Annotated in this window: 22 protein-coding genes and 1 tRNA gene; 8 read left to right on the forward strand and 15 right to left on the reverse strand. The window is 67.6% G+C overall.

Annotated features, from left to right (window positions below):
- Positions 1 to 579: 579 nt before the first annotated feature.
- A complete protein-coding gene (locus BKY59_RS05255; protein ID WP_076069160.1) occupies positions 580 to 1,005 on the forward strand; it encodes a hypothetical protein in 426 nt (141 codons plus the stop codon).
- Positions 1,006 to 1,120: 115 nt separating this feature from the next.
- A complete protein-coding gene (locus tag BKY59_RS05260; RefSeq protein WP_076069162.1) occupies positions 1,121 to 2,098 on the forward strand; it encodes a bifunctional methionine sulfoxide reductase B/A protein in 978 nt (325 codons plus the stop codon).
- A gap of 56 nt (positions 2,099 to 2,154) precedes the next feature.
- On the opposite strand, the gene BKY59_RS05265 is transcribed toward BKY59_RS05260, so the two are convergent.
- The 5 genes from BKY59_RS05265 to BKY59_RS05285 all read right to left on the reverse strand — a co-directional run bounded on the left by BKY59_RS05265 (position 2,155) and on the right by BKY59_RS05285 (position 4,038).
- Positions 2,155 to 2,445 carry a DUF1488 family protein gene (locus tag BKY59_RS05265; RefSeq protein WP_076069164.1) on the reverse strand — a complete coding sequence of 97 codons (291 nt, stop codon included), beginning with the start codon at positions 2,443 to 2,445 and terminating at the stop codon, positions 2,155 to 2,157.
- Positions 2,446 to 2,451: 6 nt separating this feature from the next.
- Positions 2,452 to 2,736 (reverse strand): hypothetical protein, encoded by a 285-nt coding sequence (locus BKY59_RS05270; protein ID WP_076069166.1) that lies wholly within the window; start codon positions 2,734 to 2,736, stop codon positions 2,452 to 2,454.
- Positions 2,737 to 2,808: 72 nt separating this feature from the next.
- Positions 2,809 to 3,315: a DUF6438 domain-containing protein gene (locus BKY59_RS05275; protein ID WP_129586209.1), complete on the reverse strand. Its 507-nt coding sequence runs from the start codon at positions 3,313 to 3,315 to the stop codon at positions 2,809 to 2,811.
- A gap of 55 nt (positions 3,316 to 3,370) precedes the next feature.
- A complete protein-coding gene (locus tag BKY59_RS05280; protein WP_206362016.1) occupies positions 3,371 to 3,742 on the reverse strand; it encodes a hypothetical protein in 372 nt (123 codons plus the stop codon).
- Between the two features lie 11 nt (positions 3,743 to 3,753).
- Complete coding sequence (locus tag BKY59_RS05285) at positions 3,754 to 4,038, reverse strand: I78 family peptidase inhibitor (protein WP_076069170.1); 285 nt, start codon at positions 4,036 to 4,038, stop codon at positions 3,754 to 3,756.
- Positions 4,039 to 4,360: 322 nt separating this feature from the next.
- On the opposite strand from BKY59_RS05285, the gene BKY59_RS05290 reads away from it, so the two are divergent.
- Positions 4,361 to 4,756 carry a potassium channel family protein gene (locus BKY59_RS05290; RefSeq protein ID WP_083671893.1) on the forward strand — a complete coding sequence of 132 codons (396 nt, stop codon included), beginning with the start codon at positions 4,361 to 4,363 and terminating at the stop codon, positions 4,754 to 4,756.
- A 17-nt stretch (positions 4,757 to 4,773) separates the two neighbouring features.
- On the opposite strand, the gene BKY59_RS05295 is transcribed toward BKY59_RS05290, so the two are convergent.
- The 4 genes from BKY59_RS05295 to BKY59_RS05310 form a co-directional block, all read right to left on the reverse strand.
- Positions 4,774 to 5,598 carry a TrmH family RNA methyltransferase gene (locus BKY59_RS05295; protein ID WP_076069728.1) on the reverse strand — a complete coding sequence of 275 codons (825 nt, stop codon included), beginning with the start codon at positions 5,596 to 5,598 and terminating at the stop codon, positions 4,774 to 4,776.
- Positions 5,576 to 6,490 carry an oxygen-dependent tRNA uridine(34) hydroxylase TrhO gene (gene trhO / locus BKY59_RS05300; protein ID WP_076069172.1) on the reverse strand — a complete coding sequence of 305 codons (915 nt, stop codon included), beginning with the start codon at positions 6,488 to 6,490 and terminating at the stop codon, positions 5,576 to 5,578. Before trhO ends, BKY59_RS05295 begins: the two co-directional genes overlap by 23 nt.
- A gap of 113 nt (positions 6,491 to 6,603) precedes the next feature.
- A complete protein-coding gene (locus tag BKY59_RS05305; RefSeq protein WP_076069174.1) occupies positions 6,604 to 6,798 on the reverse strand; it encodes a YbdD/YjiX family protein in 195 nt (64 codons plus the stop codon).
- Positions 6,795 to 8,858, reverse strand: a complete 2,064-nt coding sequence (locus BKY59_RS05310) for a carbon starvation CstA family protein (RefSeq protein WP_076069176.1) — start codon at positions 8,856 to 8,858, stop codon at positions 6,795 to 6,797. Before BKY59_RS05310 ends, BKY59_RS05305 begins: the two co-directional genes overlap by 4 nt.
- Positions 8,859 to 9,084: 226 nt before the next feature.
- Between BKY59_RS05310 and BKY59_RS05315 the strand changes: the two genes are divergently transcribed.
- Complete coding sequence (locus BKY59_RS05315) at positions 9,085 to 10,353, forward strand: MFS transporter (RefSeq protein ID WP_076069177.1); 1,269 nt, start codon at positions 9,085 to 9,087, stop codon at positions 10,351 to 10,353.
- 5 nt (positions 10,354 to 10,358) lie between these two features.
- On the opposite strand, the gene BKY59_RS05320 is transcribed toward BKY59_RS05315, so the two are convergent.
- The 4 genes from BKY59_RS05320 to lnt form a co-directional block, all read right to left on the reverse strand.
- Positions 10,359 to 10,432: transfer RNA gene (locus tag BKY59_RS05320), tRNA-Gly, on the reverse strand.
- A gap of 60 nt (positions 10,433 to 10,492) precedes the next feature.
- Positions 10,493 to 11,173 (reverse strand): tRNA (guanosine(46)-N7)-methyltransferase TrmB, encoded by a 681-nt coding sequence (gene trmB, locus BKY59_RS05325; RefSeq protein ID WP_076069179.1) that lies wholly within the window; start codon positions 11,171 to 11,173, stop codon positions 10,493 to 10,495.
- Between the two features lie 263 nt (positions 11,174 to 11,436).
- Positions 11,437 to 12,624 (reverse strand): methionine adenosyltransferase, encoded by a 1,188-nt coding sequence (gene metK / locus BKY59_RS05330; RefSeq protein ID WP_076069182.1) that lies wholly within the window; start codon positions 12,622 to 12,624, stop codon positions 11,437 to 11,439.
- A gap of 82 nt (positions 12,625 to 12,706) precedes the next feature.
- Complete coding sequence (gene lnt, locus BKY59_RS05335; protein WP_129586210.1) at positions 12,707 to 14,209, reverse strand: apolipoprotein N-acyltransferase; 1,503 nt, start codon at positions 14,207 to 14,209, stop codon at positions 12,707 to 12,709.
- 284 nt (positions 14,210 to 14,493) lie between these two features.
- Between lnt and recA the strand changes: the two genes are divergently transcribed.
- The 4 genes from recA (at position 14,494) to alaS (ending at position 19,750) form a co-directional block, all read left to right on the forward strand.
- A complete protein-coding gene (recA, locus tag BKY59_RS05340) occupies positions 14,494 to 15,558 on the forward strand; it encodes a recombinase RecA (protein ID WP_076069187.1) in 1,065 nt (354 codons plus the stop codon).
- A 320-nt stretch (positions 15,559 to 15,878) separates the two neighbouring features.
- Positions 15,879 to 16,136 (forward strand): hypothetical protein, encoded by a 258-nt coding sequence (locus tag BKY59_RS17615; protein WP_165374799.1) that lies wholly within the window; start codon positions 15,879 to 15,881, stop codon positions 16,134 to 16,136.
- Between the two features lie 261 nt (positions 16,137 to 16,397).
- The gene (locus BKY59_RS05345; protein WP_076069190.1) at positions 16,398 to 17,024 is read left to right on the forward strand and encodes a glutathione S-transferase family protein; all 627 of its coding nucleotides are present in this window, start codon (positions 16,398 to 16,400) and stop codon (positions 17,022 to 17,024) included.
- Between the two features lie 65 nt (positions 17,025 to 17,089).
- Entirely contained in the window at positions 17,090 to 19,750 is a 2,661-nt protein-coding gene (gene alaS, locus BKY59_RS05350) for an alanine--tRNA ligase (protein ID WP_076069193.1), read from the forward strand.
- A gap of 45 nt (positions 19,751 to 19,795) precedes the next feature.
- Here alaS and BKY59_RS05355 read toward each other — a convergent pair whose 3' ends face one another.
- Positions 19,796 to 20,155 (reverse strand): hypothetical protein, encoded by a 360-nt coding sequence (locus BKY59_RS05355; RefSeq protein ID WP_076069196.1) that lies wholly within the window; start codon positions 20,153 to 20,155, stop codon positions 19,796 to 19,798.
- A 16-nt stretch (positions 20,156 to 20,171) separates the two neighbouring features.
- Positions 20,172 to 23,651 carry a transcription-repair coupling factor gene (gene mfd / locus BKY59_RS05360; protein ID WP_076069729.1) on the reverse strand — a complete coding sequence of 1,160 codons (3,480 nt, stop codon included), beginning with the start codon at positions 23,649 to 23,651 and terminating at the stop codon, positions 20,172 to 20,174.
- Positions 23,652 to 23,692 lie beyond the last annotated feature (41 nt).

The following is a 23,692-nucleotide window of genomic DNA, read 5'->3' on the forward strand; positions in this document are numbered from 1 at the left end:
ATGCGTGTAAAGGTTGTAGCCGGCGGTTCCGCAGGGTGTGTTCCGGGTTGCAGATGATGTTGCCCGCAAGGGCTGGCGGATCGCCGCTTTGCGATTAGGTGGAGGCGGCGAGTAAAAGTTCGGCGGTCCAGTTCGGTCATGACCCGGCTGTCGGTCTGATCGTGCGCAGGTTGCCCAGCGGTTCGAAAAACCGCCCATGACCAAACCCGGACGCCGCAGGACGTGACGTCCGCCGCACCCGGTGTGGAGGACGGTTCCCAGCACATCGAAGCCATCTGGGCTGACCCCATTTGCGAAAGGGATCAGGATCCAGGCAGGCGTTTCGAGGCAAGGCTGGCCAGCAATGGAAGCACGCCGAACCGTCGAGTGCGGGATCGGCGGTCCAGCGAACGGGCGGCAGGGGCGTGATGCCACATTGAGCCGCGAACAGGCTTTCGTACAATGGGCGCCCGGAAACACGGCTTTCGTCAACGCTTTCGATCCCACAAAGCTGTTTCCGCCGTTAGCGATACGGGCTGGTGCGTGGCGGTGCGCGCCTCTTGCCGAACGCGGTTCGGCGCAACCATTTGAGGGACGATCATGGATGAATTTGCGCGCATGATGAATATGGAGGGGGTGCGCCCTCTCGAGCAACCGAAGGAGAAGGCCCGCCGCCCGGCGAGACAGCCGGCACCGGCCTCCCCGCAAACCATCGCGGCACCGGCAGAACCGCGACCGTCGGGCCATGCGTGGGTCACCGGTCCCCGCGCCCGTACGGCGCTGGAGACCGCGCTCGATCGCCTTGCGACCGAGATCCGCGATGGCCGGCGCGGCTGGGCAACCGGCATTCGGCAGGATGGCGGCACGATCACCCTGCCTGCTGCGTCGGGGGCCGCATCGCTGCTGGGCACCGCAGATCGCCAGTCGCTGCGTCTGATGATCGTCGGCGGCGACGGCTGGACCTTCGTCATGCATCCGCTGATGGGCGTCGCCACGCTCGATGAGGATCCGGCCGGACCCGAATGAACGACCATCGACGTGGCCGCGCCTTGGGGATCACCCGCGCGGCTCCCTGTTACAAGGTGCGGGAACGCCGTTTCGGGCTCTCGACAGCGGACCGGTCGCGCACCACATCCGTGTCATGACCAGCTATGCCAAAACCGAAGAAGCCCTTGCCGCCCTGACGCCCGAGCAGTTTCGGGTCACCCAGCAGAATGGCACGGAGCGCCCGGGCACCGGTCCGCTCCTGAAGAACCGGGAAGCGGGCATCTATGTCGACATCGTGTCCGGCGAGCCGTTGTTCGCCAGCACCGACAAATATGAGTCGGGCTGTGGATGGCCAAGCTTCACCCGCCCGATCGACGCGGCGAACGTGCAGGTGCGGCGGGACTGGTCCATGCTGATACCGCGCACCGAGGTGCGTTCGGCGCACGGCGACAGCCATCTCGGCCACGTCTTCAAGGACGGGCCGCGTGACCGCGGCGGCCTGCGCTACTGCATCAACTCGGCGGCGTTGCGCTTCGTGGCGCGGGCGGAGATGACCGAGCAGGGCTATGGCGACTATCTGGACCAGATCGCGGAGCCGCCCGCGACGACGCAGCGCGCGGTCCTGGCCGGCGGCTGTTTCTGGGGGATGCAGGACCTGGTCCGGAAACTGCCGGGCGTCGTGGCGACGCGTGTCGGCTATTCGGGCGGCGACGTGCCGAACGCGACCTACCGCAATCACGGCAGCCACGCCGAGGCGATCGAGATCCTCTTCGATCCGGCCCGCACGGATTTCCGCACGCTGCTCGAATTCTTCTTCCAGATCCACGATCCGACGACGGTCGACCGTCAGGGGAATGATCGCGGCGCCGGCTATCGCTCGGCCATCTTCTACACGGGCGACGCGCAGAAGGCGGTGGCCGAAGAGACCATCGCCGACGTCGAGGCATCCGGACTGTGGCCGGGGAGGGTGGTGACCGAACTGTCTCCGGTTGGCGACTTCTGGGAGGCAGAGCCCGAGCATCAGGACTATCTCGAGCGCAAGCCCAACGGCTACACCTGCCACTTCGTCCGGCCGAACTGGCGATTGCCGCGCCGTGCATCGGCAGCAGACGGAAGCGTCGCGGCAGCCTGACCCCAACAACGAACAGCGTGGTCAATCGATGGGCGACGCCTATCGGCTGTTCCTTCTCACTCCTCGACGTCCGCCGTGGTCAGCAGGATCGGCGGTTCGCCGCCCAAGCGCTTGACGAACTCCCGCTGCGCGATGCGGTGGATGTGTTCTTCGAAATCAGCAAAGACCTCGAGCGCGGTTTCGCTATCCAGCATGTCGCGGTCCGGATCGAGAAGCTGGGTCAGCGCCTCGCTGGTGATGAGGAATTCGACCATCCCGAGGTTGGTGGTTCCGGTGAAGCCGACGCTTTCCCGTTCGGCGACCCAGTACCACTCGCCGGGTTCGAAACGTACGCTGGGCTCGGCCATGCTCGATTACCCTTTCGTCAAAGCGTCGGTGGGGAGATGATCGACAAGCACCGCGATGTCCTGGCCGGTAAAGGTCGTGCCGGAGGTGCCGTCGACCTGTACCGGATACTCCGTGGTCAGGACCGCGGCCGCCCGGTGCCCGGCGTCGAGCGTGCACCAATCACGGACCGCGCGCTCCAGATTGGTGACTTCGGCCACGTCGCTGTCGCCGCGGGGGACGTTCGCCAGCGATGCGCTCATCCGCCAGTCGATGGCGGGGGTCTTCGCGTCGCCCCAGGTCGCTTCCGCCATAATGGTCTGCCTTGCTGAAATGTCGTCGACCGCGATGCGGCAATCACCCTGTCGGCGATCGCCGGCGCAAGATCAACGCCGGCCTATCAGCTCTGCGATCGGGAGCACAGTCGGTGCGGCACGCAGCGCATCGGCCAGCTGCCGGTGTTCGTCGCGGTCGCAGCCATAATCGTAGACAAGATGCCCGGACCCGCCGGCGCCGCGCCATGTCACGTCCGCCGATGGCAGGTCGGACGCATACGAGTTGCAGGCATCGGGCCCGTTCAGCAGCAACTCCCCGGTCGGGAGATAGGGCTGCAACCGGGCGAAGAACGCGGCCGCCTGTGCCGGCCTGACCGTGAAGCGGCGTTCGCCGGTGACCGCGGTATTGCGCGTGCCGGTGAACGTCCCGGTGCCATCGGCTGCGATAGTCACCGAATAGACCGGGCAGAAGCCGTGACAGGGCGTCGTCGCATAGGTGATCGCCTGGATCTGCGCCTGCGGTGGCGCGGGGGTCTGCAATGTGGCCACCGGTCCGCTCGTCGCGCACCCGGTCAGCGCGAGTGCCGCGCCTGCCGAAAATCCCATCAGGCGAATCATGCTGTTCCTTCCCGCCATGGTCACCGGTTCCACGGTCCTGCTGCTTCGTGCGCTGTCATAGTCCACCCTGAAAATCGAAGCTGAAACGGTAGGACGCCGTACCGATAGCCCTGCGGTTCCGCCGGCGATCCGGGACCGCGGCGATCAGCGTCAGCGCGCCGTCCGCGATCGGGACGGGTTGGCCGAGCATGAGGTCGACCTGCCTGGACCAGCTTCCATCCGATACGGTCGCCCGCACGATCAGCCGACCGGCCCGGACGCACTGCGTATCGACGGGACAGCGGCTGTCCTCGACGACGCGGTCCGCCCGGACGCGTGGCCCGCCGACATGCGCGGTCTGGCCGAGCCGTACCGGTCCTTCGACCGCGCCGGTCGCGGCACAGCCGGCGAGGAACGGCAGGAGGAGCAGGGGGGAGGGGTGTAGCACCGCGTATGCGATCAGCCGCAGGATGCGGAGATGACCCGGCCCGCCGCGATCGTGACGGTGACGCGATCCGCGCGGTAGTCCTGCGTCGCCATGTCACCGGGGGCCAGGCGCCTGACCGTCGCAGCCCCCGTCTGGCGCAGGATGGCGGCGTCGTCCGGCGCGGGCCGCCCGACCAGCGCCTTGGCGACACCGGCACGGCAGGTCGCGGCCCCAGCATGGTCGCCGCTGCCGGCGCAGGCGCTCAGCACGGTCAGGCCGAGCAGGGCACCCGCGCGCTCAAACGGTCTGGTGTTCATCGTCACTTCCTCATCGAAACCACGGATCGAGCACTTACATCACGGGGTCGAACGATCATGCGCAGCGGTCGCTGGTCGAACGAACCCGGCTTGCCGAGCGGACCGTAGAGCGCGTCCCCCCGCACGATCATGCGGGTAGGACGGTCGGGTCACCCAACGCAACCCGGTCGTTGCCCGGTGAGGGCGCGGAGGCCCGAGCCCGCCGAACGTTGCGGTAGGTGGCTGCGACGCCGGCGTTTTGCTCCGTTCGTCAGCAGTTTCCAGTCGGTCGGTCTGTGGCGACCTGCTAAGCGCTGTTCGATCGGGAACGGGGGAAAGCGGCATGGCAGGGCGGCGATATGCGAAACGGGTGAAGGGGATCGCCACGAACGCGATCGACGACGTGGCGGGGCTGCTGACGCTCTACATCGGCTGCATCTTCGCGGCGTCCGCGGTGTTCGCGCAGGTCGAGGGCAAGCCGTTCGGGGAGGCGCTGTGGTGGGCGTTCGTTACCGCGATGACGATCGGCTACGGCGATATCTATCCGGTGACGGTGGCGGGCCGGATCGTCGGGATCGCGCTGATGCATATCGTCCCGCTGTTCATCATCCCGCTGATTACCGCACGAATGGCGTCGCGGCTGATCGTCGATAACGACGCGTTCACGCATCATGAGCAGGAGGAGATCAAGGCGCTGCTCCGCCGGGTCGATGCGAAGCTGGACGAACAGGCGCGCTGAGCCGATCGAGCCGCGGCTCAGCCGGACGCCACCCGGTTCAGATGATGCAGCACGATGCCGCTGGTGGTCGCGACGTTCAGGCTGTCGAACCCCGGCGCCATCGGGATCGACAACGGATGCGCCCGCGCCAGCAGTGCGGGATCCAGCCCCGGCCCCTCGGCACCCAGCAGGACCGCGGTGCGTGCGGCCGGGCGATAGGCGGCCAGCGTCGCCGGAGCGGACGGGCTGAGCGCGACCGGCGCAAAACCATGCCGGTCGAACAGCGCGACCGGGTCCGCGCCGCGCGGCAGTTTGGCGAACGGCACCAGCAACGCCGCGCCGACCGAGACGCGGATCGCCTTTCGGTAGAGCGGATCGCAGCAGTCCGAATCGAGCAGGATCGCCGGCACGCCGAACGCCGCGGCGTTGCGGAAGATGCCACCGATATTGTCGTGATTGGCGATCGCGGACAGCAGCAGGACGGTCGCCGGCCCGTCGATCCGAGCCAGCAGCGTATCGGCGTCCGGCGTATCGACCCGCCGCCCGACCGCCAGGATGCCGCGGTGGATCGCAAAGCCGGCGATCGCGTCCAGCACCGGCTGCGTCGCGGCATAGACCGGCACGTCGTCCGGCACTCGGGCGAGCAGATCGGTCAGCTGCGGCAGGCGGTGGGCGGCGATCAGCACCGATATCGGGCGATACGCCCGCGACGCCAGCAGCATCGCCAGCACGACCTTGCCCTCCGCCACGAACAGCGCGTCGCGGCCGACCAGGTCACGGTCGCGGATATCGCGATAGGCCTCGATCCGCGGGTCCGCGGGATCGTCGACGGGTATCGCGTCACGCACGACGCGCGCCGACATGCGGTTCGCCGCGGTGCTGCGCCAGCGCGACCTGCCGGTGGCGTTCGGCATAGCCGGCGCGCTGTTCGGCGTTGCGCACGGCGTGGCAGGCGGGGCAGCTTTCGCCCGCCACGAACAGCGGCGACGCGCGGTCCGCGGCGGACACCGGGCGGCGGCAGGCGCGGCACAGGTCGTGCGTCCCGGGCACCAGGCCGTGGCCGACCGCGACCCGTTCGTCGAACACGAAACATTCGCCGTGCCACAGGCTTTCGGCCGGCGGCACGGTTTCCAGATATTTCAGGATGCCGCCCTCCAGATGGTGGACGTCGGTCAGCCCCTCCGCCTTCAGGAACGCGGTCGCCTTCTCGCACCGGATGCCGCCGGTGCAGAACATCGCGATCCGCGTGTCGGGCGCGATGGCGTCGCGGTTCGCGCGGAACCAGGCGGGGAAGTCGCGAAAGCTCTGCGTCTGCGGATCGACGGCATTGGCGAAACTGCCGATCGCGACCTCGTAATCGTTGCGCGTGTCGATCACCAGCGTGCCTGGATCGGCGATCAGCGCGTTCCATTCGGCGGGCGGCACATAATGGCCGACGTCGCCCAGTGGGTCGATCTCGGGTTCGCCCATCGTCACGATCTCGCGCTTGAGGCGGACCTTCATCCGGTGGAACGGCATGGTCGCGGTCTCGCTATATTTGACGGCGATGTCCGCGCAGCCGGGCAGGGTGCGGATATGATCGAGCACCGCGGCGAGCCCTTCGGTCGGCCCGGCGACGGTCCCGTTGATCCCCTCCGCGGCGAGCAGCAGCGTGCCCTTCACCCCGTTCGCGACGCAGGCGGCGAACAGCGGTTCGCGCAGCGCCCGCGGGTCGGGCAAGCGGGTGAAGCGGTAGAGGGCGGCGACCTGAAGCATGTAGCGGCCTTAGCAGCCCGGGACCGTCCCCGTCATCCCGGCGCACACCGGGATCCGGTTTGAGCTTCAATGGGGTACGCGCTTCACCGGAACAGCACATCGCGAACCGTCCCTCAACAGCAGCGCCCACCGCCGGCGCTGCCGTAGCGGGCGTCCTGCCGGTTGCGGAAGAAGCTGCGTTCGGACATCGGTTCAAGGTCGGGATGCCGTTCGGCCATGTGCGCGCGATACGCGGCATAGCTCGGCACGCCGACCATCAGCCGGGCGGCATCGCGCAGCGCGCGAAGGATGCGGGCCGCGCGGCTCATTCCGCGGCCACCGCGGCTGCCACCGGGGCCGGAAGCTCCGAAACCGTTGGCCGGTCCACCCGGCGCGCGGCAAGGCAGGTCCGGACCCCGTAGAACAGGATCGCGGCGACCACGCCCAGGAAGATCGCACACAATCCCGCGTCGATGCGGTCGTTCATCACGATCCGGCCCATGTCGGCCAGCGACTTGGCTGGGGCCAGCACCTCGCCGCGCGCGAGTGCGTCGGCGTAGCGAGCGGCGTGCGACAGGAAACCGACCTTCGGATCGGCGGAGAACAGTTTCAGCAGCCCCGCCGTGGTGGTGCACAGAATCAGCCAGCCGGCCGGCACGATCGTGACCCAGGCAAACCTGTCCCGCTTCATCCGGAACAGCACGACGGTCGCCAGCGTCAGCGCGATCGCGGCCAGCATCTGGTTCGATATGCCGAACAGCGGCCACAGCGTGTTCACCCCGCCCAGCGGATCGGTGACGCCCTGGTAGAGGAAGAACCCCCACGCCGCGACGCACAGTGCGGTCGCGACGAGGCCGGGCATGACGGCCGACGTATCGCGGAAGCGCGGCACGACCAGCCCGAGCAGGTCCTGCAGCATGAACCGCCCCGCCCGCGTGCCGGCATCGACCGCGGTCAGGATGAACAGCGCCTCGAACAGAATGGCGAAATGATACCAGAACGCCATCATCGTCTTGCCGCCCAGCACATGGCTGAAGATCTGCGCCATCGCGACGGCCAGCGTGGGGGCGCCGCCGGTGCGGGAGATGATGCTGGCCTCGCCCACGTCGCGCGCGGTCTGGATCAGCGTTGCGGCGTCGATCGGGAACCCCATCGCGGTGACCGCGGCGGCGGCGCTGGCGGCATCCGGCCCGAGCAACGCGCCCGGGCTGTTCATCGCGAAATAGATGCCGGGATCGAGGATCGACGCGCCGACCAGCGCCATGATCGCGACGAAACTTTCCATCAGCATCGCGCCATATCCGATGAACGGCGCGTCCGCTTCCGACGCGATCAGCTTGGGCGTCGTGCCGCTGGCGATCAGCGCATGGAAGCCCGACACCGCGCCGCACGCGATGGTGATGAACAGGAACGGGAACAGCGACCCCGACCAGACCGGCCCGCCGCCACCCGCGAACGCGGTGACCGCCGGCATGCGGAGCGGCGGCGCCATGATCGCGATGCCGATCGCCAGCGCGGCGATCGCCCCGATCTTCAGAAACGTCGACAGATAGTCGCGCGGCGCGAGCAGCAGCCAGACCGGCAGAACGGAGGCGACCGCGCCGTAACCGATCAGGATCCAGCAGAGCTGCACCGGCGTATAGGTGAACAGCGGGGCGAGCGTCGGCGATGCCGCGACGTTCGCGCCGAAGACGATCGCCGCGAACAGCCCGACCATGCCGAGCAGCGAAACCTCCCCCACCCGGCCGGGGCGGATCCAGCGCGTGTAGCAGCCCATCAGGATGGCGAGCGGGATGGTGGCGGCGACCGTGAACAGCCCCCAGGGACTTTCGGCCAGCGCGCGCACGACGATCAGCGCGAGGACGGCCAGAATGATGACCATGATCATGAACGCGCCGAACAGCGCGATCGTGCCGGGCACCGTCCCCATCTCCATCCGGATCAGTTCGCCCAGCGACCGGCCGTCGCGGCGCATCGAAATGAACAGGACCATGAAATCCTGCACCGCGCCCGCCACGACGACGCCGGCCAGGATCCAGAGCGTCCCCGGCAGATACCCCATCTGCGCGGCCAGCACCGGGCCGACCAGCGGCCCTGCGCCCGCGATTGCCGCGAAATGATGCCCGAACAGGATGTTGCGGTTGGTCGGCACATAATCCAGCCCGTCCGCGCGACGGTGCGCCGGGGTCGCGCGGGCGGCGTCGATCCCCAGCACGCTGTCCGCGATGTAGCGCGCGTAGAAGCGATAGGCGATCAGGTAGACCGAGACCGCCGCCGCGACGATCCACAGCGCGTTGATCTGTTCCCCGCGCGACGTGGCGACCACCGCCAGCGCACCCGCCGCCAATGCCGCGACCGCGGCCCAGCCGGTCTTCTGGATGATCGTCATGCGCCGCCCCTTTTCTTTGCGTGAAACCTAGTCGCGGTTTGGGTCGGAGGGCAAGCGCGGGGCAGGGGTGTTCGTACCCCGGCGCAGGCCGGGGCCCAGGTGGGACGGCCGCGTCCAGGTCCCGGCCTGCGCCGGGGTACGTTCAGGTCGATAGTCTCCGCGGCGTTGGGTCTCCCTTCCTCGCCCGGACAGGGTAAGGAGGCCGGCACGAGATGAAGGAAATCATATGACCGACCCGAACATGAACCGCCGCGTGCTGTGGGCGAGCCTGGTCGGGACGGCCGTCGAGTTCTACGACTTCTACATCTATGCCACCGCGGCCAGCCTGTTCTTCGGTGCGATGTTCTTTCCTGCCACATCGCCCGCCGCGCAGCAGATGGCGGCCTATGCCAGCCTCGGCCTCGCCTTCGTCGCGCGACCGGTGGGGGCGGCGGTGTTCGGCCATTATGGCGATCGGATCGGGCGCAAGTCGACGCTGGTCGCCTCGCTGCTGCTGATGGGCGGGTCGACCACGCTGATCGCGTTCCTGCCGACGTACCAGATGGCCGGCTGGTGGGCGCCGGCGCTGCTGTGCATCCTGCGGTTCGGGCAGGGGTTCGGGCTCGGCGGCGAATGGGGCGGCGCGGCGTTGCTGGCGGTGGAAAACGCTCCGCCGGGCTGGCGCGGGCGGTTCGGCATGGTGCCGCAACTGGGCGCGCCGGTCGGGTTCATTGCGGCCAACGGCTTCTTCCTGCTGCTCGGCCTGACATTGACGCCGGACCAGTTCCGCGACTGGGGCTGGCGCGTGCCGTTCCTGGCAAGCGCGGTGCTCGTCGGGTTGGGGCTGTGGGTCCGGCTGAAGCTGACCGAGACGCCGGCGTTCGCGCGGGCGCTGGCGGACGGGCCGCCCGTGGCCGTGCCGTTCGCGACCGTGTTCGCCCGGCATCTCGGGGCGACGCTGGCCGGTACGTTCGGCGTGGTCGCCTGCTTCGCGCTCTACTATCTCGCCACCGCCTTCGCACTGGGCTGGGGCACCGGGCCGCTCGGCTATTCGCGGACCGCGTTCCTGCTGATGCAGCTCGGCGCGATCCTGTTCATGGCGGCAGGCATCGTGGCGGCGGGCGTCCTGTCCGATCGCTATGATCCGCGCCGCGTGCTGATCGGCGGCTGTGTCGGAACGATGGCGGTCGGCGTGCTGCTCGCCCCGCTGTTCGGCAGCGGGTCGGCGGTCGGCGTATTCCTGTTCCTGTCGCTCGCGCTGCTGGCGATGGGGTTCGTCTACGGCCCGCTCGGCGCGTGGCTGCCGGGCCTGTTCCCGGCTGGCGTGCGCTACACCGGCGCGTCGATCGCGTTCAACGTCGGCGGAATATTGGGCGGCGGCGTCGCACCGCTGGCGGCGCAGGCGATGGCGGAACGCGGCGGGCTGGCCCCGGTCGGCTGGTATCTGGCGGGCTGCGCGGCGGTCAGCCTGATCGCGCTGCTCGCCGCGTCGCGATCGGGGCGGGCGGTGGCGTGATATCCTGGAGCGGGTAGCGGGGATCGAACCCGCGTCACAAGCTTGGAAGGCTAGTGCTCTACCATTGAGCTATACCCGCGCTGGCGGTTCCCTGCCATTCGCGCGGGCGGTTCGTCAACCGTCTTGGCGCGTGCCGGCGCTAATGCCGGCGATATCGGAAATACCACACCTCGTGCCCCTTGGTCCGCGCCTTCTGTTCGTAGCGGGTCTCCGGCCAGTCGTCCGGCCGCACCAGGAAATCCTGCGGCCCGTCCACCAGCCACTCGAAATCGGGGCTCTGGCTCATGATCATCATCGCCCAGCGGACATAGACCGGATGGTCGGTGCCGAAGCGGAACTCGCCACCCGGCTTCAGCTTGCGCGCGATCCGGTCGACCGGCCCGGCATTCATGAACCGCCGCTTGGCGTGGCGCGCCTTCGGCCACGGGTCGGGATGGAGCAAATAGACGCGCTCCAGCGACGCATCGGGCAGCCGTTCCAGCACGTCGAGCGCATCGCCCATGTGCAGCCGGACATTGTCGACGCTGTCCGCATCGATCTTCATCAGCGCGCCGACCACGCCGTCCAGAAACGGTTCGCAGCCGATGAAGCCGTGATCGGGATGCATCGCGGCCTGACCGACCAGATGCTCGCCCTTGCCGAACCCGATCTCCACCTGCAGCGGCCGGTCGTCGCCGAACAGCGCCCGTGCATCGATCGGTCCGGTCGCGGGGACCGACAGTTCGGGCAGCATCCGCTCGACCAGCCCGGCCTGGCCGTCGCGCAATTTATGTCCGGTGCGGCGGCCGTACAGCCGGCGGAGCGTCGTTGGATCTTCCATCGCTGCGCGGTTAGCCGAGCGCGCGGGGAAGGGGAAGGCGGGTTGCGTTTTCGCGGCTATGATGAGGTGGTACCGCGTTGTATCCCATCTTCGCCGTCATCCCGGACTTGATCCGGGATCCAGAGTTTCGGGCGTTGCGTCTCGCGGCCCTGGATTCCGGATCAAGTCCGGGATGCCGAGATGTTTTCGATCCGTCCGCGAGCTGAACCAAATAACGACTTACGGTCGCGCGGAACGCGTCCGCGCAACCGCCAAGTCTACCCTCAGAAAGCGCGCTTCAGCTCTTCCACCAGATCGGTCTTCTCCCACGTGAAGAAGTCCCCGTCCGGCTGACGGCCGAAATGCCCATAGGCCGCGGTGCGCGCATAGATCGGGGCGTTGAGCTTCAGATGCGTGCGGATGCCCTTCGGCGTCAGGCGCACCAGCTGCGGCAGGATGCGCTCGATCGCGGCCTCGTCCACCTGGCCGGTGCCGTGCGTGTCGACATAGAGCGACAGCGGCTCGGCCACGCCGATCGCATAGCTCAGCTGGATCGTCACGCGGCGCGCGAGGCCCGCGGCGACGATATTCTTCGCCATATAGCGCGTGACGTAGGCGGCCGACCGATCAACCTTCGTCGGATCCTTGCCGGAAAATGCGCCGCCGCCGTGCGGGGATGCGCCACCATAGGTGTCGACGATGATCTTGCGCCCGGTCAGGCCCGCGTCGCCATCCGGCCCGCCGATTTCGAACAGCCCGGTCGGGTTGACGAAGATCGACTCGTCGCCCGGCATCCAGCCGTCGGGCAGGATCCCGGCCATCACGTCCTTCGCATAATCGCGCAACATGACCTGGTCGGTGCCCTTGCCGTGCTGGGTCGATACGACCAGCGCCGTCGCGCGGACCGGCTTCTCGTTGCGATATTCAAGCGTCACCTGGCTCTTGGCGTCCGGTTCGAGGAACGGCGCGGCGCCGCTGTGACGATCCTCTGCCATCTTCTCCAGGATGCGGTGCGCGTAGTAGAGCGTCGCCGGCATCAGGTCGGGCGTCTCGTCGGTCGCATAACCGAACATGATGCCCTGATCGCCGGCGCCTTCGTCCTTGTTGCCGCTTTCGTCCACACCCTGCGCGATGTGCGCCGATTGCGGGTGCAGGTGGTTGGCGAATTCCGCCGTCTGCCAGTGGAAGCCTTCCTGCTCATAGCCGATGCGCTTCACCGTCTCGCGCGCGGCCGCCTCGATCTCGTCGAGCGCGCCGGGGGACCAGTTGCCCTTGGTATCGATCATCCCTTCGCCGCGGACTTCGCCGGCCAGGATGATGCGCTGCGTCGTCACCATCGTCTCGCATGCGACCCGCGCCTGCGCGTCCTTGCCCAGGAACAGATCGACGACCGCGTCCGAAATCTGGTCGGCAACCTTGTCCGGGTGGCCTTCGGAAACGCTTTCGGAGGTGAACAGGAACGTATCGCGCATGGGTACAAGCAGCCTTTTCCGGTGGTGCGGCAGTGGTAGAGACGACCGCATATAAAGATATAAAGCTATCCTTATATCGGCCTTAGCGCGGCTTCCACCAACGTGCAATCGCGGCGACCCCGCCCAGCGCGAGCGCCAGCAGCAGCGGCAGCAGGTTGCCGAACCGGCCGAACGGCGTGGGTGCGAACGGCGCAGGCAGTGTCATGTCGATCGCGCCGGCCCGGTGGGTGGGGATCGTTCTCAGCAACCGTCCGGCCGGATCGATCACCGCCGATATGCCGTTGGGCGTCGCGCGCACCACGGGCAGCCCCTCCTCGATCGCGCGCAGTCGGGCCTGCGCCAGATGCTGCGGCGGGCCCCAGCGGCCGAACCAGGCGTCGTTGGACGGGTTGAAGATGAAGTCCGGTCGATTGCCGCGATCGACCACATGGCCGGAAAAGATGATCTCGTAACAGATCTGCACGCCGATCTTCCCGAAGCGTGGGAGCGCAAACGACCGCGGTCCCGGACCCGGCCAGAAATCGATATCGCCCGGCACCAGCCGCGACAGCCCGATCGGCGACAGCAGCGCCCGCATTGGGAGATATTCGCCGTACGGCACCAGATGCGCCTTGTCGTACCGGTGCAGCAGACGCCCGCCGGCATCCATCACGAACAGGCTGTTGCGCGCGCCGATGACGTTGTCGCGATCGTCGCGTTCCAGCCGTGTCCCCCCCGTCACCAGCAGGTCGCCCGGCCGCAGCAGGTCGGTCAACGCGTCGCGCGCCAGCCGGTCGGTCTCCAGATAATATTCGACCGCCGCCTCCGGCCAGAACAGCAAGCGCGGCGGGGCGCCCGCCGCCGGACGATGCGACAGCCGCGCGAGTTTCAGCAGGCCTTCATAGGCATAATCGGGATGGTTGCGGGCATCCTGATCGATATTGGGCTGCACGACATGGATCGCCCGCCCGGTATCGCGTGCCGCCGGGGCAGGGGTCAGCGACAGCAGCAGCGGGAGCGCCGCCGCGCCCGCCGTCGCACCCGGCCGGCGGAGCGCCGCCAGGAACACCGCGCCGCCCGCCAGCACCGTCAGGGCCGACAGGCCATAGGTCCCGATATAGCGCGCCGCCTGCGCCGCCGGCTGGCCGATCCACACGACGCCCAGCGGGTTCCACGCGAAGCCGGTGAACAAGGTCGCGCGCAGCCATTCGGTGACCGGCCACGCCGCCGCCAGCGCGAACGGCAGCGGGATCGCGCGTCGCCCGGCGACGGCCCGGGCCGTCAGGGCCGCAATGGCCGGAAAGACCGCGAGATAGACCGACAGCAACAGGACGGCGAGCCACCCCAGCCAGGCGGGCATCGTCGCCTGATAGGTGAATGCCGTCGCGATCCAGTTCAGGCCCAGCACGAAATGGCCGAGCCCGAACCACCAGCCGGTCGCCGCCGCCTGTCGCGGGCCGCGGGCATGGTGCAGCAGCCACGACAGCCCGGCCAGCGCGACGATCGTCAGCGGCCATGCGCCCAGCGGCACGAACCCGGTCGCCGAAACGAGCCCAAGGCCCGCGGCGGCCAGCGCGCGCTGGACCGGCGATGCCCGCACGATCATGCTTGACCCAAGGTGGCAGACATCGGCGGCACTCCTTCGCGCCGCCGCTAGCCGATCTTCGCCGGCGATGGAACCGGCGTGGTAGTCCTTCGGTCCCATCGGCCCGTCATCCCGGACTTGATCCGGGATCCCGCTTCTTCTGCGCCCCGGTCTGTGCCAAACGGAACGGCGACGTCACCGACCCACCGCTATGAAATCCATCGTTCCCTACTTGTTCCTACAGAACAAAGCACGTACATACGAAGTTCTGTACGGACTGGACCTGACACGCGGGGAACGACATCATGGCGGCACAACTGAAGCTCATCGGATCCGAAAAGGAAAAGGCCGACATGGACAGGCAGAAGGCGCTCGACGCCGCGCTGGCGCAGATCGACCGCGCATTCGGCAAGGGTTCGGCGATGAAGCTGGGCAGCAAGGAAGCGGTCGAGATCGAAGCCGTCTCCACCGGCTCGCTCGGGCTGGACATCGCGCTCGGCATCGGCGGCCTGCCCAAGGGCCGCGTGATCGAGATCTACGGCCCCGAATCGTCGGGCAAGACCACGCTGGCGCTGCATGTCATCGCCGAGGCGCAGAAGGCCGGCGGCACCGCTGCGTTCGTCGACGCCGAACATGCGCTGGACCCGAGCTATGCGCGTAAGCTGGGTGTCGACACGAACGAACTGATCGTGTCGCAGCCGGATAATGGCGAACAGGCGCTAGAGATCACCGACACGCTGATCCGGTCGAACGCGATCGATGTGCTGGTCATCGATTCGGTCGCGGCACTCGTGCCGCGTGCCGAAATCGAGGGCGAGATGGGCGACAGCCATGTCGGCCTGCAGGCCCGCCTGATGAGCCAGGCGCTCCGCAAGATCACCGGATCGATCAGCCGGTCGAAGACGCTGGTGATCTTCATCAATCAGATCCGCATGAAGATCGGCGTGATGTACGGTTCGCCCGAGACGACGACCGGCGGCAATGCGCTGAAATTCTACGCGTCCGTCCGGCTCGACATCCGCCGCATCGGCCAGATCAAGGACCGCGACGAGATCGTCGGCAACACGACGCGCGTGAAAGTCGTAAAGAACAAGGTCGCGCCGCCGTTCAAGCAGGTCGAATTCGACATCATGTACGGCGAAGGCGTGTCGAAGATGGGCGAGCTGCTCGACATTGGCGTCAAGGCCGGCGTGGTGGAGAAGTCGGGCGCATGGTTCAGCTACGATTCGATCCGGATCGGTCAGGGGCGTGAAAACTCCAAGACCTATCTGAAGGAACATCCGGACGTCGCCGTCCGCCTCGAAAAGGCGATCCGCGACAACGCCGCGGGCGTCGCCGAGCAGATGATGACCGGTCCCGACGAGGACTGAGGCGGCCACGGCCCTGACGCGGCGGGAACGGCAACACGCCGCCCGCCGCTTCTGATGTCGGCGGGTCGGTTCTGATGACATCGAACGGCTAACCGCGTCACTCCGGACTTGATCCGGGATCCAGGGTCACAGACGCAGCCCCTGAAACTCAGGATGCCGGATCAAGTCCGGGATGACGACTGATTGTTACTGGTTCCTCGCGACTCCAGTCGGGGCTGCGAAACCGGTCCGGTCCCGCGGCTTCTCTGGACCGGCCCGTCTTGCACCCGGCCACCAACGAGCGCAGTTTCCGGCGATCCGATCGATCGAAGGATGCCGCAATGCGTGCCCTATCCCTACTCCTGATCCTGTCCCCTTCGCTGGTCATCGCCGCGGCGCCCGTTCCGCCATCGCTATCGATCGGTAGGGACATTCCACCTTGTCGCGTGATCGAGAAGCATCTGGCCGTGACGACCCGTCCGGCCGTCCCGCGCAAGCTCGGCGACCTGCCCCCGGCCAATCAGTATCTTGCGGTCGATCGTCATGTCGGCGGGTGCCGTGCACCGATCATGGTCGGAACCGGCATCGGCAAACGCTAAACGACTCGGGCATCATCGTCCGCGACTCGAAGCCGCTGTTGTTCAGCATGCTTTAATCGGTGACAGCCTGACCCCCCCCGCCATCTTTTTCGTACCTTTGGTGGCTTGCAGGTCGATCCGGTTTTTCCCTCCGTCGGTACGGTGTACCGGTTGGGCGCGAAATCATAGGACTTCGCTGTCCTACGCGGACTTGCAACGTCAGCGTCTTTGCCCTGTCGGACCGGAACCCGACTGTCACCCCGCAGCCACAGGCCCGCCATCATGACCCTGATCGTCCATCACCTCGAAAATTCCCGGTCGCAGCGCATTCTCTGGCTGCTCGAGGAACTCGGCCTCGCTTACGAAGTGAAGCGTTACGAACGGGACCCGAAGACGATGCTGGCCCCGCCCGAACTCAAGCAAGTCCACCCGCTCGGCAAGTCGCCGGTGATCGCCGACGACAACCGCATCATCGCGGAAACGGGGGCGATCGTCGAATATCTGGTCGAGCGTGGTGGCGGCCGCCTGGGCGCGCCGGGCAACCGCGATGCGGCGCTGCGCTACCGCCACTATCTCCACTATGCGGAGGGCTCGATGATGCCACCGCTGTTCGCGATGCTCGTGCTCGGCCGGCTCGGCGTCCTCGGCCTGCCGGCACGCAAGCCGATCCAGGCAATGCTCGACACGCATCTCGATTGGCTGGAGACCGAGCTTGCGGACCGGCCGTGGTTCGCCGGGGCAGATTTCACCGCCGCAGATGTCATGATGAGTTTCCCTATCGAAGCCGCACGGTCGCGGGCGGGGCTGGATGGCCGACGACCGCAACTGATCGACTGGCTGGAACGCTGTCACGCCCGTCCCGCCTACGGGCGTGCGCTCGATCGGGGCGGCCCTTACGCCTATGCCTGACCCTGTGCCTGGGGCCGGAACCGATTTGCTTGAGTAGCGGCGGGTGGTCGATTAAGCCCGCCGACATGACATCGACCAACGATATCCGCCGTTCCTTCCTCGATTATTTCGGAGGCGCCGGGCACCGCATGGTGCCCTCCGCGCCGCTGGTGCCGCAGAACGACCCGACATTGATGTTCGTGAACGCCGGCATGGTGCCGTTCAAGAACGTCTTCACGGGTCTCGAAACGCGGCCCTACGTCACCGCCACCTCTTCGCAGAAATGCGTCCGGGCCGGCGGCAAGCATAATGATCTGGACAATGTCGGCTACACGGCGCGGCACCATACCTTCTTCGAAATGCTCGGGAATTTCTCGTTCGGGGACTATTTCAAGGAACAGGCGATTACCCACGCCTGGACGTTGCTGACGCGGGAATGGGGGCTCGACCCGAACCGCCTGACCGCCACCGTCTACCATACCGACGACGAGGCGTTCGACCTGTGGCGCAAGATCGCCGGCCTGCCCGAACAGCGGATCATCCGCATCCCGACCTCCGACAATTTCTGGGCGATGGGCGATACCGGCCCCTGCGGCCCCTGCTCCGAAATCTTCTACGATCATGGCGATCACATTCCCGGTGGCCCGCCCGGTAGCCCGGACGAGGACGGCGACCGCTTCGTCGAGATCTGGAACCTGGTGTTCATGCAATATGACCAGGTGACGAAGGACGACCGCGTCGCCCTGCCGCGCCCGTCGATCGACACCGGCATGGGGCTCGAACGGATCGCTGCGGTCATGCAGGGCGTGACCGACAATTACGACACCGACACGTTCAAGGCGCTGATCGCCGCCTCATGCGACCTGACGCGTACCGCGGCGACGGGCGAGAGCAAGGCGTCGCACCGCGTGATCGCCGACCATCTGCGCGCCGCAGGGTTCCTGGTGGCGGACGGCGTGCTGCCCGCCAACGAAGGGCGGGGCTACGTCCTGCGCCGCATCATGCGCCGTGCGATGCGCCACGCCCATCTGCTCGGTGCGGCCGAACCGCTGATGCACCGCCTGGTGCCCAGCCTGATCGCGGAGATGGGCGTCGCCTATCCCGAACTGGTCCGCGCGCAGCCGCTGATCGAGGAGACGTTGAAGCTTGAGGAGACGCGCTTCCGCCAGACGCTGGCCAACGGTCTGCGCCTGCTGGACGATGCGACCGCCGACATGGCGGCGGACGGCGAACTGCCCGGCCGCGTCGCGTTCAAGCTCTACGATACGTTCGGCTTTCCCTACGACCTGACCGAGGACGCGTTGCGCGCACGGGGCCGCACCGTCGACCGCGCCGGGTTCGACAGCGCGATGGCCGAGCAGAAGACTGCCGCGCGCGCCGCCTGGAAGGGGTCAGGCGAAAAGGCGTCGGACGAGGTCTGGTTCGACATCGTCGAGGAACATGGTGGGACCGAGTTCACCGGTTACGCCAATGACAGCGGCGAGGCCAAGGTGGTCGCGATCCTGCGTGAGGGCGCGCGCGTGCCGCGGGCCGAAACCGGCGATGCCGTGACGATCCTGACCAACCAGACGCCCTTCTACGCGGAAAGCGGCGGGCAGGTCGGCGATGCGGGCACGATCACGTCCGATACCGGCCTGCATGCCGCTGTGGCCGACACGGGCAAGCCGCTCGGTCGGCTCCATGCGCATCGCGCGCGGATCGAGGCGGGCAGCGTCGCGGTCGGCGATACGGTGCGGCTGGCGATCGACGTCGCGCGCCGGGGCCGGATCCGCGCGAACCACAGCGCGACGCATCTGCTGCACGCCGCTCTGCGGGAACGACTGGGCCATCATGTCGCGCAGCGCGGCAGCCTGGTCGCGCCCGAGCGGCTGCGCTTCGACTTCTCGCAACCGCGTCCCATGACGCCGGAGGACGTCGCCACGGTCGAGGCCGAGGTCAACCGCTACATCCGCGGGAATGACGTCGTCACGACCCGCCTGATGACGCCGGACGAGGCGATCGCCGAGGGCGCGATGGCGCTGTTCGGCGAGAAATATGGCGACGAGGTTCGGGTCCTGTCGATGGGTCGCGCCGAAAACGGCACCTATTCGGTCGAACTGTGCGGCGGAACGCATGTCGCCGCGCTGGGCGAGGTCGGGCTGTTCAAGATCGTCGGAGAAACCGCGGTCTCGTCCGGCATTCGGCGGATCGAGGCGCTGACCGGCGAGGCGGCGCGGCTGTGGCTGACGGCGCGCGACGAACGACTGCGTGAGATCGCCGCGGCGTTGCGGACCGGCCCGGATGAGGTGGTGGGTCGCGTCCAGGGACTGATCGACGATCGCAAGCGGCTTGAGCGCGAACTGGCGGAGGCAAAGAAGGCGCTCGTGGTGGGTAGCCCGGCCGGTCCGGACGCCGCCCCGATGGAGACGATCGCCGGCGTGCCGTTCGTGGCGCAAACGCTCCAGGACTTCGATCCGAAGGGCCTGCGCGGTCTGGTCGATGAGGCCAAGCAGCGCATCGGGTCGGGCGTCGTGGCTATCGTGGCTGAAAAGGACGGTCGCGCGGCGGTCGCGGTGGGTGTGACCGCGGATCTGGTCGACCGGTTCAGCAGTGTCACCCTGATCAAGGTCGCGGTGGCGGCACTGGGCGGGCAGGGCGGCGGCGGTCGTCCCGACATGGCGCAGGGCGGCGGACCCGACGGGGCGGCGGCACCCGCCGCGCTCGATGCGGTGCGTGCAGCGCTGGCTGGGAATGCGGTGCCGGCCTGAAGCAATTACTACGTCATCCCGGACCTGATCCGGGATGACGTATGGTTAGAGTCGGGCGCCCTTCAAGCGTTCCGGTAGCACGCAGCGCGGCAATTTGAGCGCTACGAGGTCCTTGCAGGGCCGGACTTGGACCGACTGGTCCTGTCCGATGAAGATGCCATAGTCCGCCCCGCGACCGCAGCGCGCGTTCCACACCGACAGGTTGCGCCATGATCCCCGGCGCAGGTCCTGCGAGACGCGATCGCACCACAAATTGCTGTCGAGGATGGCACGACGGAGCACCGCGCGGCGCGGCACGTCCTTCAGCGTCGCCAGCTTGTCGCTGAACGGGTTCGGGGCCGGGCGCTGCGCGATAGCGGGCGTCGCCAGGACCAGCATGGCGGCAAGGCCGAGAATCTGTTTCATGGGCGCAGGTCTCCGTTCAGCTGCCGAGGATCTTGGCCAAACCCTTGGACAGCTGCAACGCTCCGTGCAGGCGCGCCTTCGGATCGGGCCAGGGGCGGGTGATGACCAGCTTGTTGTCGGGGCGCAGTTTGGCGGTGCCCTTCAGCCGATCGACATAGGCAAGCAGGCCCGGAATGTCCGGGAACCTGTCGTCGTGGAAGCTGACAAGCGCACCGCGCGGGCCGGCGTCGAGCTTGGCGACGCAGGCCTTGCGGCAGTTCAGCTTGGTTTCGATCACGGTCAGCAGGTTCTGCGTCGCATCGGGCAGCGGGCCGAACCGGTCGATGAGCTCGGCGGCGAAGGCCTCGATCGCCTGCTTGCCGTCCAGTTCGTTCATCCGGCGGTACAGGCCCATCCGCAGGTCGAGGTCGATGACATAGTCGTCGGGCAGCAGGATCGGCGCATCGATCGTGATCTGCGGGCTGAAATGGTCGCGGACCCGGTCGTCGCGCAATGCGCCGGCCTTGGCCTCGATGATCGCCTCCTCCAGCATCGACTGGTAGAGTTCGAACCCGACTTCCTTGATGTGCCCCGACTGCTCGTCGCCCAGCAGGTTGCCCGCGCCGCGAATGTCGAGGTCGTGGCTGGCAAGCTGGAAACCCGCCCCCAGCGTATCGAGGTTCGAGAGGATATGGAGCCGCTTCTCGGCCGTGTCCGTGATGATCCGTGAGGCCGGCGTGGTGAGATAGGCATAGGCGCGCGTCTTGGCGCGGCCCACGCGGCCCCGGATCTGGTAGAGCTGCGCCAGCCCGAAGCGATCGGCGCGGTGGACGATCATCGTGTTGGCGGAGGGGATGTCGAGCCCGGATTCGATGATGGTGGTCGACACCAGCACCTCGAACTTGCGGTCGTAGAAGGCGGACATCCGTTCCTCCACGTCGCTGGCGGCCATCTGTCCGTGCGCGATGACGTAGCGCACCTCGGGCACTTCGCGGCGCAGGAAGTCCTCGATATCGGAGAGGTCGGCGACGCGTGGCGTGACGAAGAAGCTCTGCCCGCCACGATAATGTTCGCGCAGCAACGCCTCGCGCACCACGACCGGATCCCACGGCATGACATAGGTCCGCACCGCCAGCCGATCGACGGGCGGGGTCTGGATGACGGACAGTTCGCGCAGGCCCGACATCGCCATCTGCAACGTGCGGGGGATGGGCGTGGCGGTCAGCGTCAGCTGGTGGACGTTGGTCTTGAGCGCCTTCAGCCGTTCCTTGTGCGTGACGCCGAACCGCTGTTCCTCGTCGACGATGACGAGGCCGAGCCGCTTGAAATCGATTCCCTTTGCGAGCAGCGCATGCGTGCCGATGACGATATCGACCGTGCCGTCGGCCAGGCCCTCCTTGGTCTGGCGAACCTCCTTGGCGCTCACCAGCCGGGACAGCCGGCCGATGTTCATCGGGAACCCCTGGAACCGGTCGACGAAGTTCATGAAATGCTGGCGCGCGAGCAACGTGGTAGGGCAGACGACCGCGACCTGCATGCCCGCCAGCGCCGCGACGAACGCGGCGCGCAACGCCACCTCCGTCTTGCCGAAGCCCACGTCGCCGCAGACGAGCCGGTCCATCGGCCGCCCGGCGGACAGATCGGCCAGCACGTCGACGATCGCTGCGTCCTGATCCTCGGTTTCCTGATAGGGGAAGCGCGCCGTGAACTCCGCATAGCCGCCGGGATCGACCTCCAGCACGTCGGCCGGGCGCAGCGCGCGGGCGGCGGCGGTGGCCATCAGGTCACCCGCGATTTCGCGGATGCGCTCCTTCATCCGGCTCTTGCGCGCCTGCCACGCAACGCCGCCCAGCCGGTCCAGCCCGACGCCGTCCTCCGCATTGCCGTAGCGCGAGAGGATGTCGATATTCTCGACCGGCACGTACAGCTTGTCGCCGCCGGCGTAGCTCAGCATGACGCAATCATGTGGTGAGGCGCCGACCGGGATCGAGGTCAACCCTTCATAGCGCCCGATGCCGTGGTCCATGTGGACGACAAGGTCGCCGGGGGACAGCGTCGCGAGTTCGGCCAGAAAGGCGTCGGCGGACTTCTTGCGCTTCGGGCGGCGAACCAGCCGGTCGCCCAACATGTCCTGTTCGGTGAGGACCGCCACGTCGGGCGTGGTGAAGCCGTGATCGAGCGGCACGACCGCGAGCGATACGCCGCCATGGGCCTTGCCCAGCGCATCCTGCCAGCTTTCGGCCAGCGAGAAAGTCTCCAGCCCATGGTCGCGCAACAGGCCCGAGAAACGATCACGCGATCCGCGGGTGTAGCTGGCGAGGACAACCTTGCGCTTCTGCTTCCGGAGGGCGGCGACATGATCCACGACCGCGTCGTAGATATTGATCTGCTGCGAGCGTTCCGGGGCGAAATCGCGCGCGGGATCGACGCCGAAATCGAGGACGGTATCGCTCTCGGGCTCGTGGAACGCGCCGACCAGATGGACCGGCCGCTCGGCGATCGCCGCCTGCCAGTCCCTGGGGCTGAGATACAGCGTGGCCGGGGCCAGCGGGCGGTAGCTGCCGGGGTCGGACGACTGCGCCCGGACGCGGTTGGTGTGATAGTCGGTGATCGCCTCGAACCGCGTTTCGACCGACGGATCGGCGGATGCGTCCCGAACGATGATGTCGTCGTCGGACAGATGGTCGAACAGCGTCTCCAGCCGTTCCTCGAACATCGGCAGCCAATGTTCCATACCGGCCAGTCGCCGCCCTTCGCTGATCGCCTGGTACAGCGGATCGCCGGTTGCACTTGCACCGAACCGTTCGCGATAGGCGCCGCGGAACCGCTTGATCGTGTCCTCGTCGAGCAGCGTCTCGGATGCGGGGAGGAGCGTGAAGCCGTCGATCCGGCCGATCGTGCGCTGGTCGGCGATGTCGAACTGCCGGACGCTCTCGATCTCGTCGCCGAAGAAATCGAGCCGCAGCGCGTGCGCCGCGCCGGCAGGCATCAGGTCGACCAGACCGCCGCGCACCGCATATTCGCCGGCGTCCGCGACCGTATCGGTGCGGACATAGCCGTTGGCCTGGAGCAGGGCCGCAAGCCGGTCGCGCCCGATCCGTTCCCCGGGCGCCAGCTTGGCGACAAGTTGCCGGACGCGGAACGGGGTGAGCGTCCGCTGCGTCGCCGCGTTGGCGGTGGTGACGAGCAGTTGCGGCTTCGTCCGCTTGTCCTGCAAGGCGTAGAGCGCCGCCAGCCGTTCGGAGGTGGAGCGGAGCGATGGCGAGGCCCGGTCGTAGGGCAGGCAGTCCCAGGCCGGATACTGGATGACTTCCAGTTCGGGCGCGAACCAGGTCGCGGCATCGCCCACCGCACGCATCGCGGCCTCGTCGGACGTCACCAGCACGGCGCGGCCCCCAGCCTTGTTTCCTTGGGCCGCGCGCGCCAGATCGGCGACGAGCGACGGCAGGAACCCGATCGGCACGCCCGACAGGGTGAGGGGGCGGGTGGCGGCGAGGATCGTCTTCAGATCGGGCATTCGGGACTTTCGGAAGGGCAGGGCAGTCGTCGGCCGCGATC

It is taken from the genome of Sphingomonas montana, from assembly GCF_001956315.1.
Lineage (GTDB): Bacteria > Pseudomonadota > Alphaproteobacteria > Sphingomonadales > Sphingomonadaceae > Sphingomonas_R > Sphingomonas_R montana.

Bases quoted from the DNA above. Each gene is read 5' to 3' on its own strand.
- BKY59_RS05255 (WP_076069160.1), top strand. From the start codon at position 580: ATGGATGAATTTGCGCGCATGATGAATATGGAGGGGGTGCGCCCTCTC.
- BKY59_RS05260 (WP_076069162.1), top strand. From the start codon at position 1,121: ATGACCAGCTATGCCAAAACCGAAGAAGCCCTTGCCGCCCTGACGCCC.
- BKY59_RS05265 (WP_076069164.1), bottom strand. From the start codon at position 2,445: ATGGCCGAGCCCAGCGTACGTTTCGAACCCGGCGAGTGGTACTGGGTC.
- BKY59_RS05270 (WP_076069166.1), bottom strand. From the start codon at position 2,736: ATGGCGGAAGCGACCTGGGGCGACGCGAAGACCCCCGCCATCGACTGG.
- BKY59_RS05275 (WP_129586209.1), bottom strand. From the start codon at position 3,315: ATGATTCGCCTGATGGGATTTTCGGCAGGCGCGGCACTCGCGCTGACC.
- BKY59_RS05285 (WP_076069170.1), bottom strand. From the start codon at position 4,038: ATGAACACCAGACCGTTTGAGCGCGCGGGTGCCCTGCTCGGCCTGACC.
- BKY59_RS05290 (WP_083671893.1), top strand. From the start codon at position 4,361: ATGGCAGGGCGGCGATATGCGAAACGGGTGAAGGGGATCGCCACGAAC.
- BKY59_RS05295 (WP_076069728.1), bottom strand. From the start codon at position 5,598: ATGTCGGCGCGCGTCGTGCGTGACGCGATACCCGTCGACGATCCCGCG.
- trhO (WP_076069172.1), bottom strand. From the start codon at position 6,490: ATGCTTCAGGTCGCCGCCCTCTACCGCTTCACCCGCTTGCCCGACCCG.
- BKY59_RS05305 (WP_076069174.1), bottom strand. From the start codon at position 6,798: ATGAGCCGCGCGGCCCGCATCCTTCGCGCGCTGCGCGATGCCGCCCGG.
- BKY59_RS05310 (WP_076069176.1), bottom strand. From the start codon at position 8,858: ATGACGATCATCCAGAAGACCGGCTGGGCCGCGGTCGCGGCATTGGCG.
- BKY59_RS05315 (WP_076069177.1), top strand. From the start codon at position 9,085: ATGACCGACCCGAACATGAACCGCCGCGTGCTGTGGGCGAGCCTGGTC.
- trmB (WP_076069179.1), bottom strand. From the start codon at position 11,173: ATGGAAGATCCAACGACGCTCCGCCGGCTGTACGGCCGCCGCACCGGA.
- metK (WP_076069182.1), bottom strand. From the start codon at position 12,624: ATGCGCGATACGTTCCTGTTCACCTCCGAAAGCGTTTCCGAAGGCCAC.
- lnt (WP_129586210.1), bottom strand. From the start codon at position 14,209: ATGATCGTGCGGGCATCGCCGGTCCAGCGCGCGCTGGCCGCCGCGGGC.
- recA (WP_076069187.1), top strand. From the start codon at position 14,494: ATGGCGGCACAACTGAAGCTCATCGGATCCGAAAAGGAAAAGGCCGAC.
- BKY59_RS17615 (WP_165374799.1), top strand. From the start codon at position 15,879: ATGCGTGCCCTATCCCTACTCCTGATCCTGTCCCCTTCGCTGGTCATC.
- BKY59_RS05345 (WP_076069190.1), top strand. From the start codon at position 16,398: ATGACCCTGATCGTCCATCACCTCGAAAATTCCCGGTCGCAGCGCATT.
- alaS (WP_076069193.1), top strand. From the start codon at position 17,090: ATGACATCGACCAACGATATCCGCCGTTCCTTCCTCGATTATTTCGGA.
- BKY59_RS05355 (WP_076069196.1), bottom strand. From the start codon at position 20,155: ATGAAACAGATTCTCGGCCTTGCCGCCATGCTGGTCCTGGCGACGCCC.
- mfd (WP_076069729.1), bottom strand. From the start codon at position 23,651: ATGCCCGATCTGAAGACGATCCTCGCCGCCACCCGCCCCCTCACCCTG.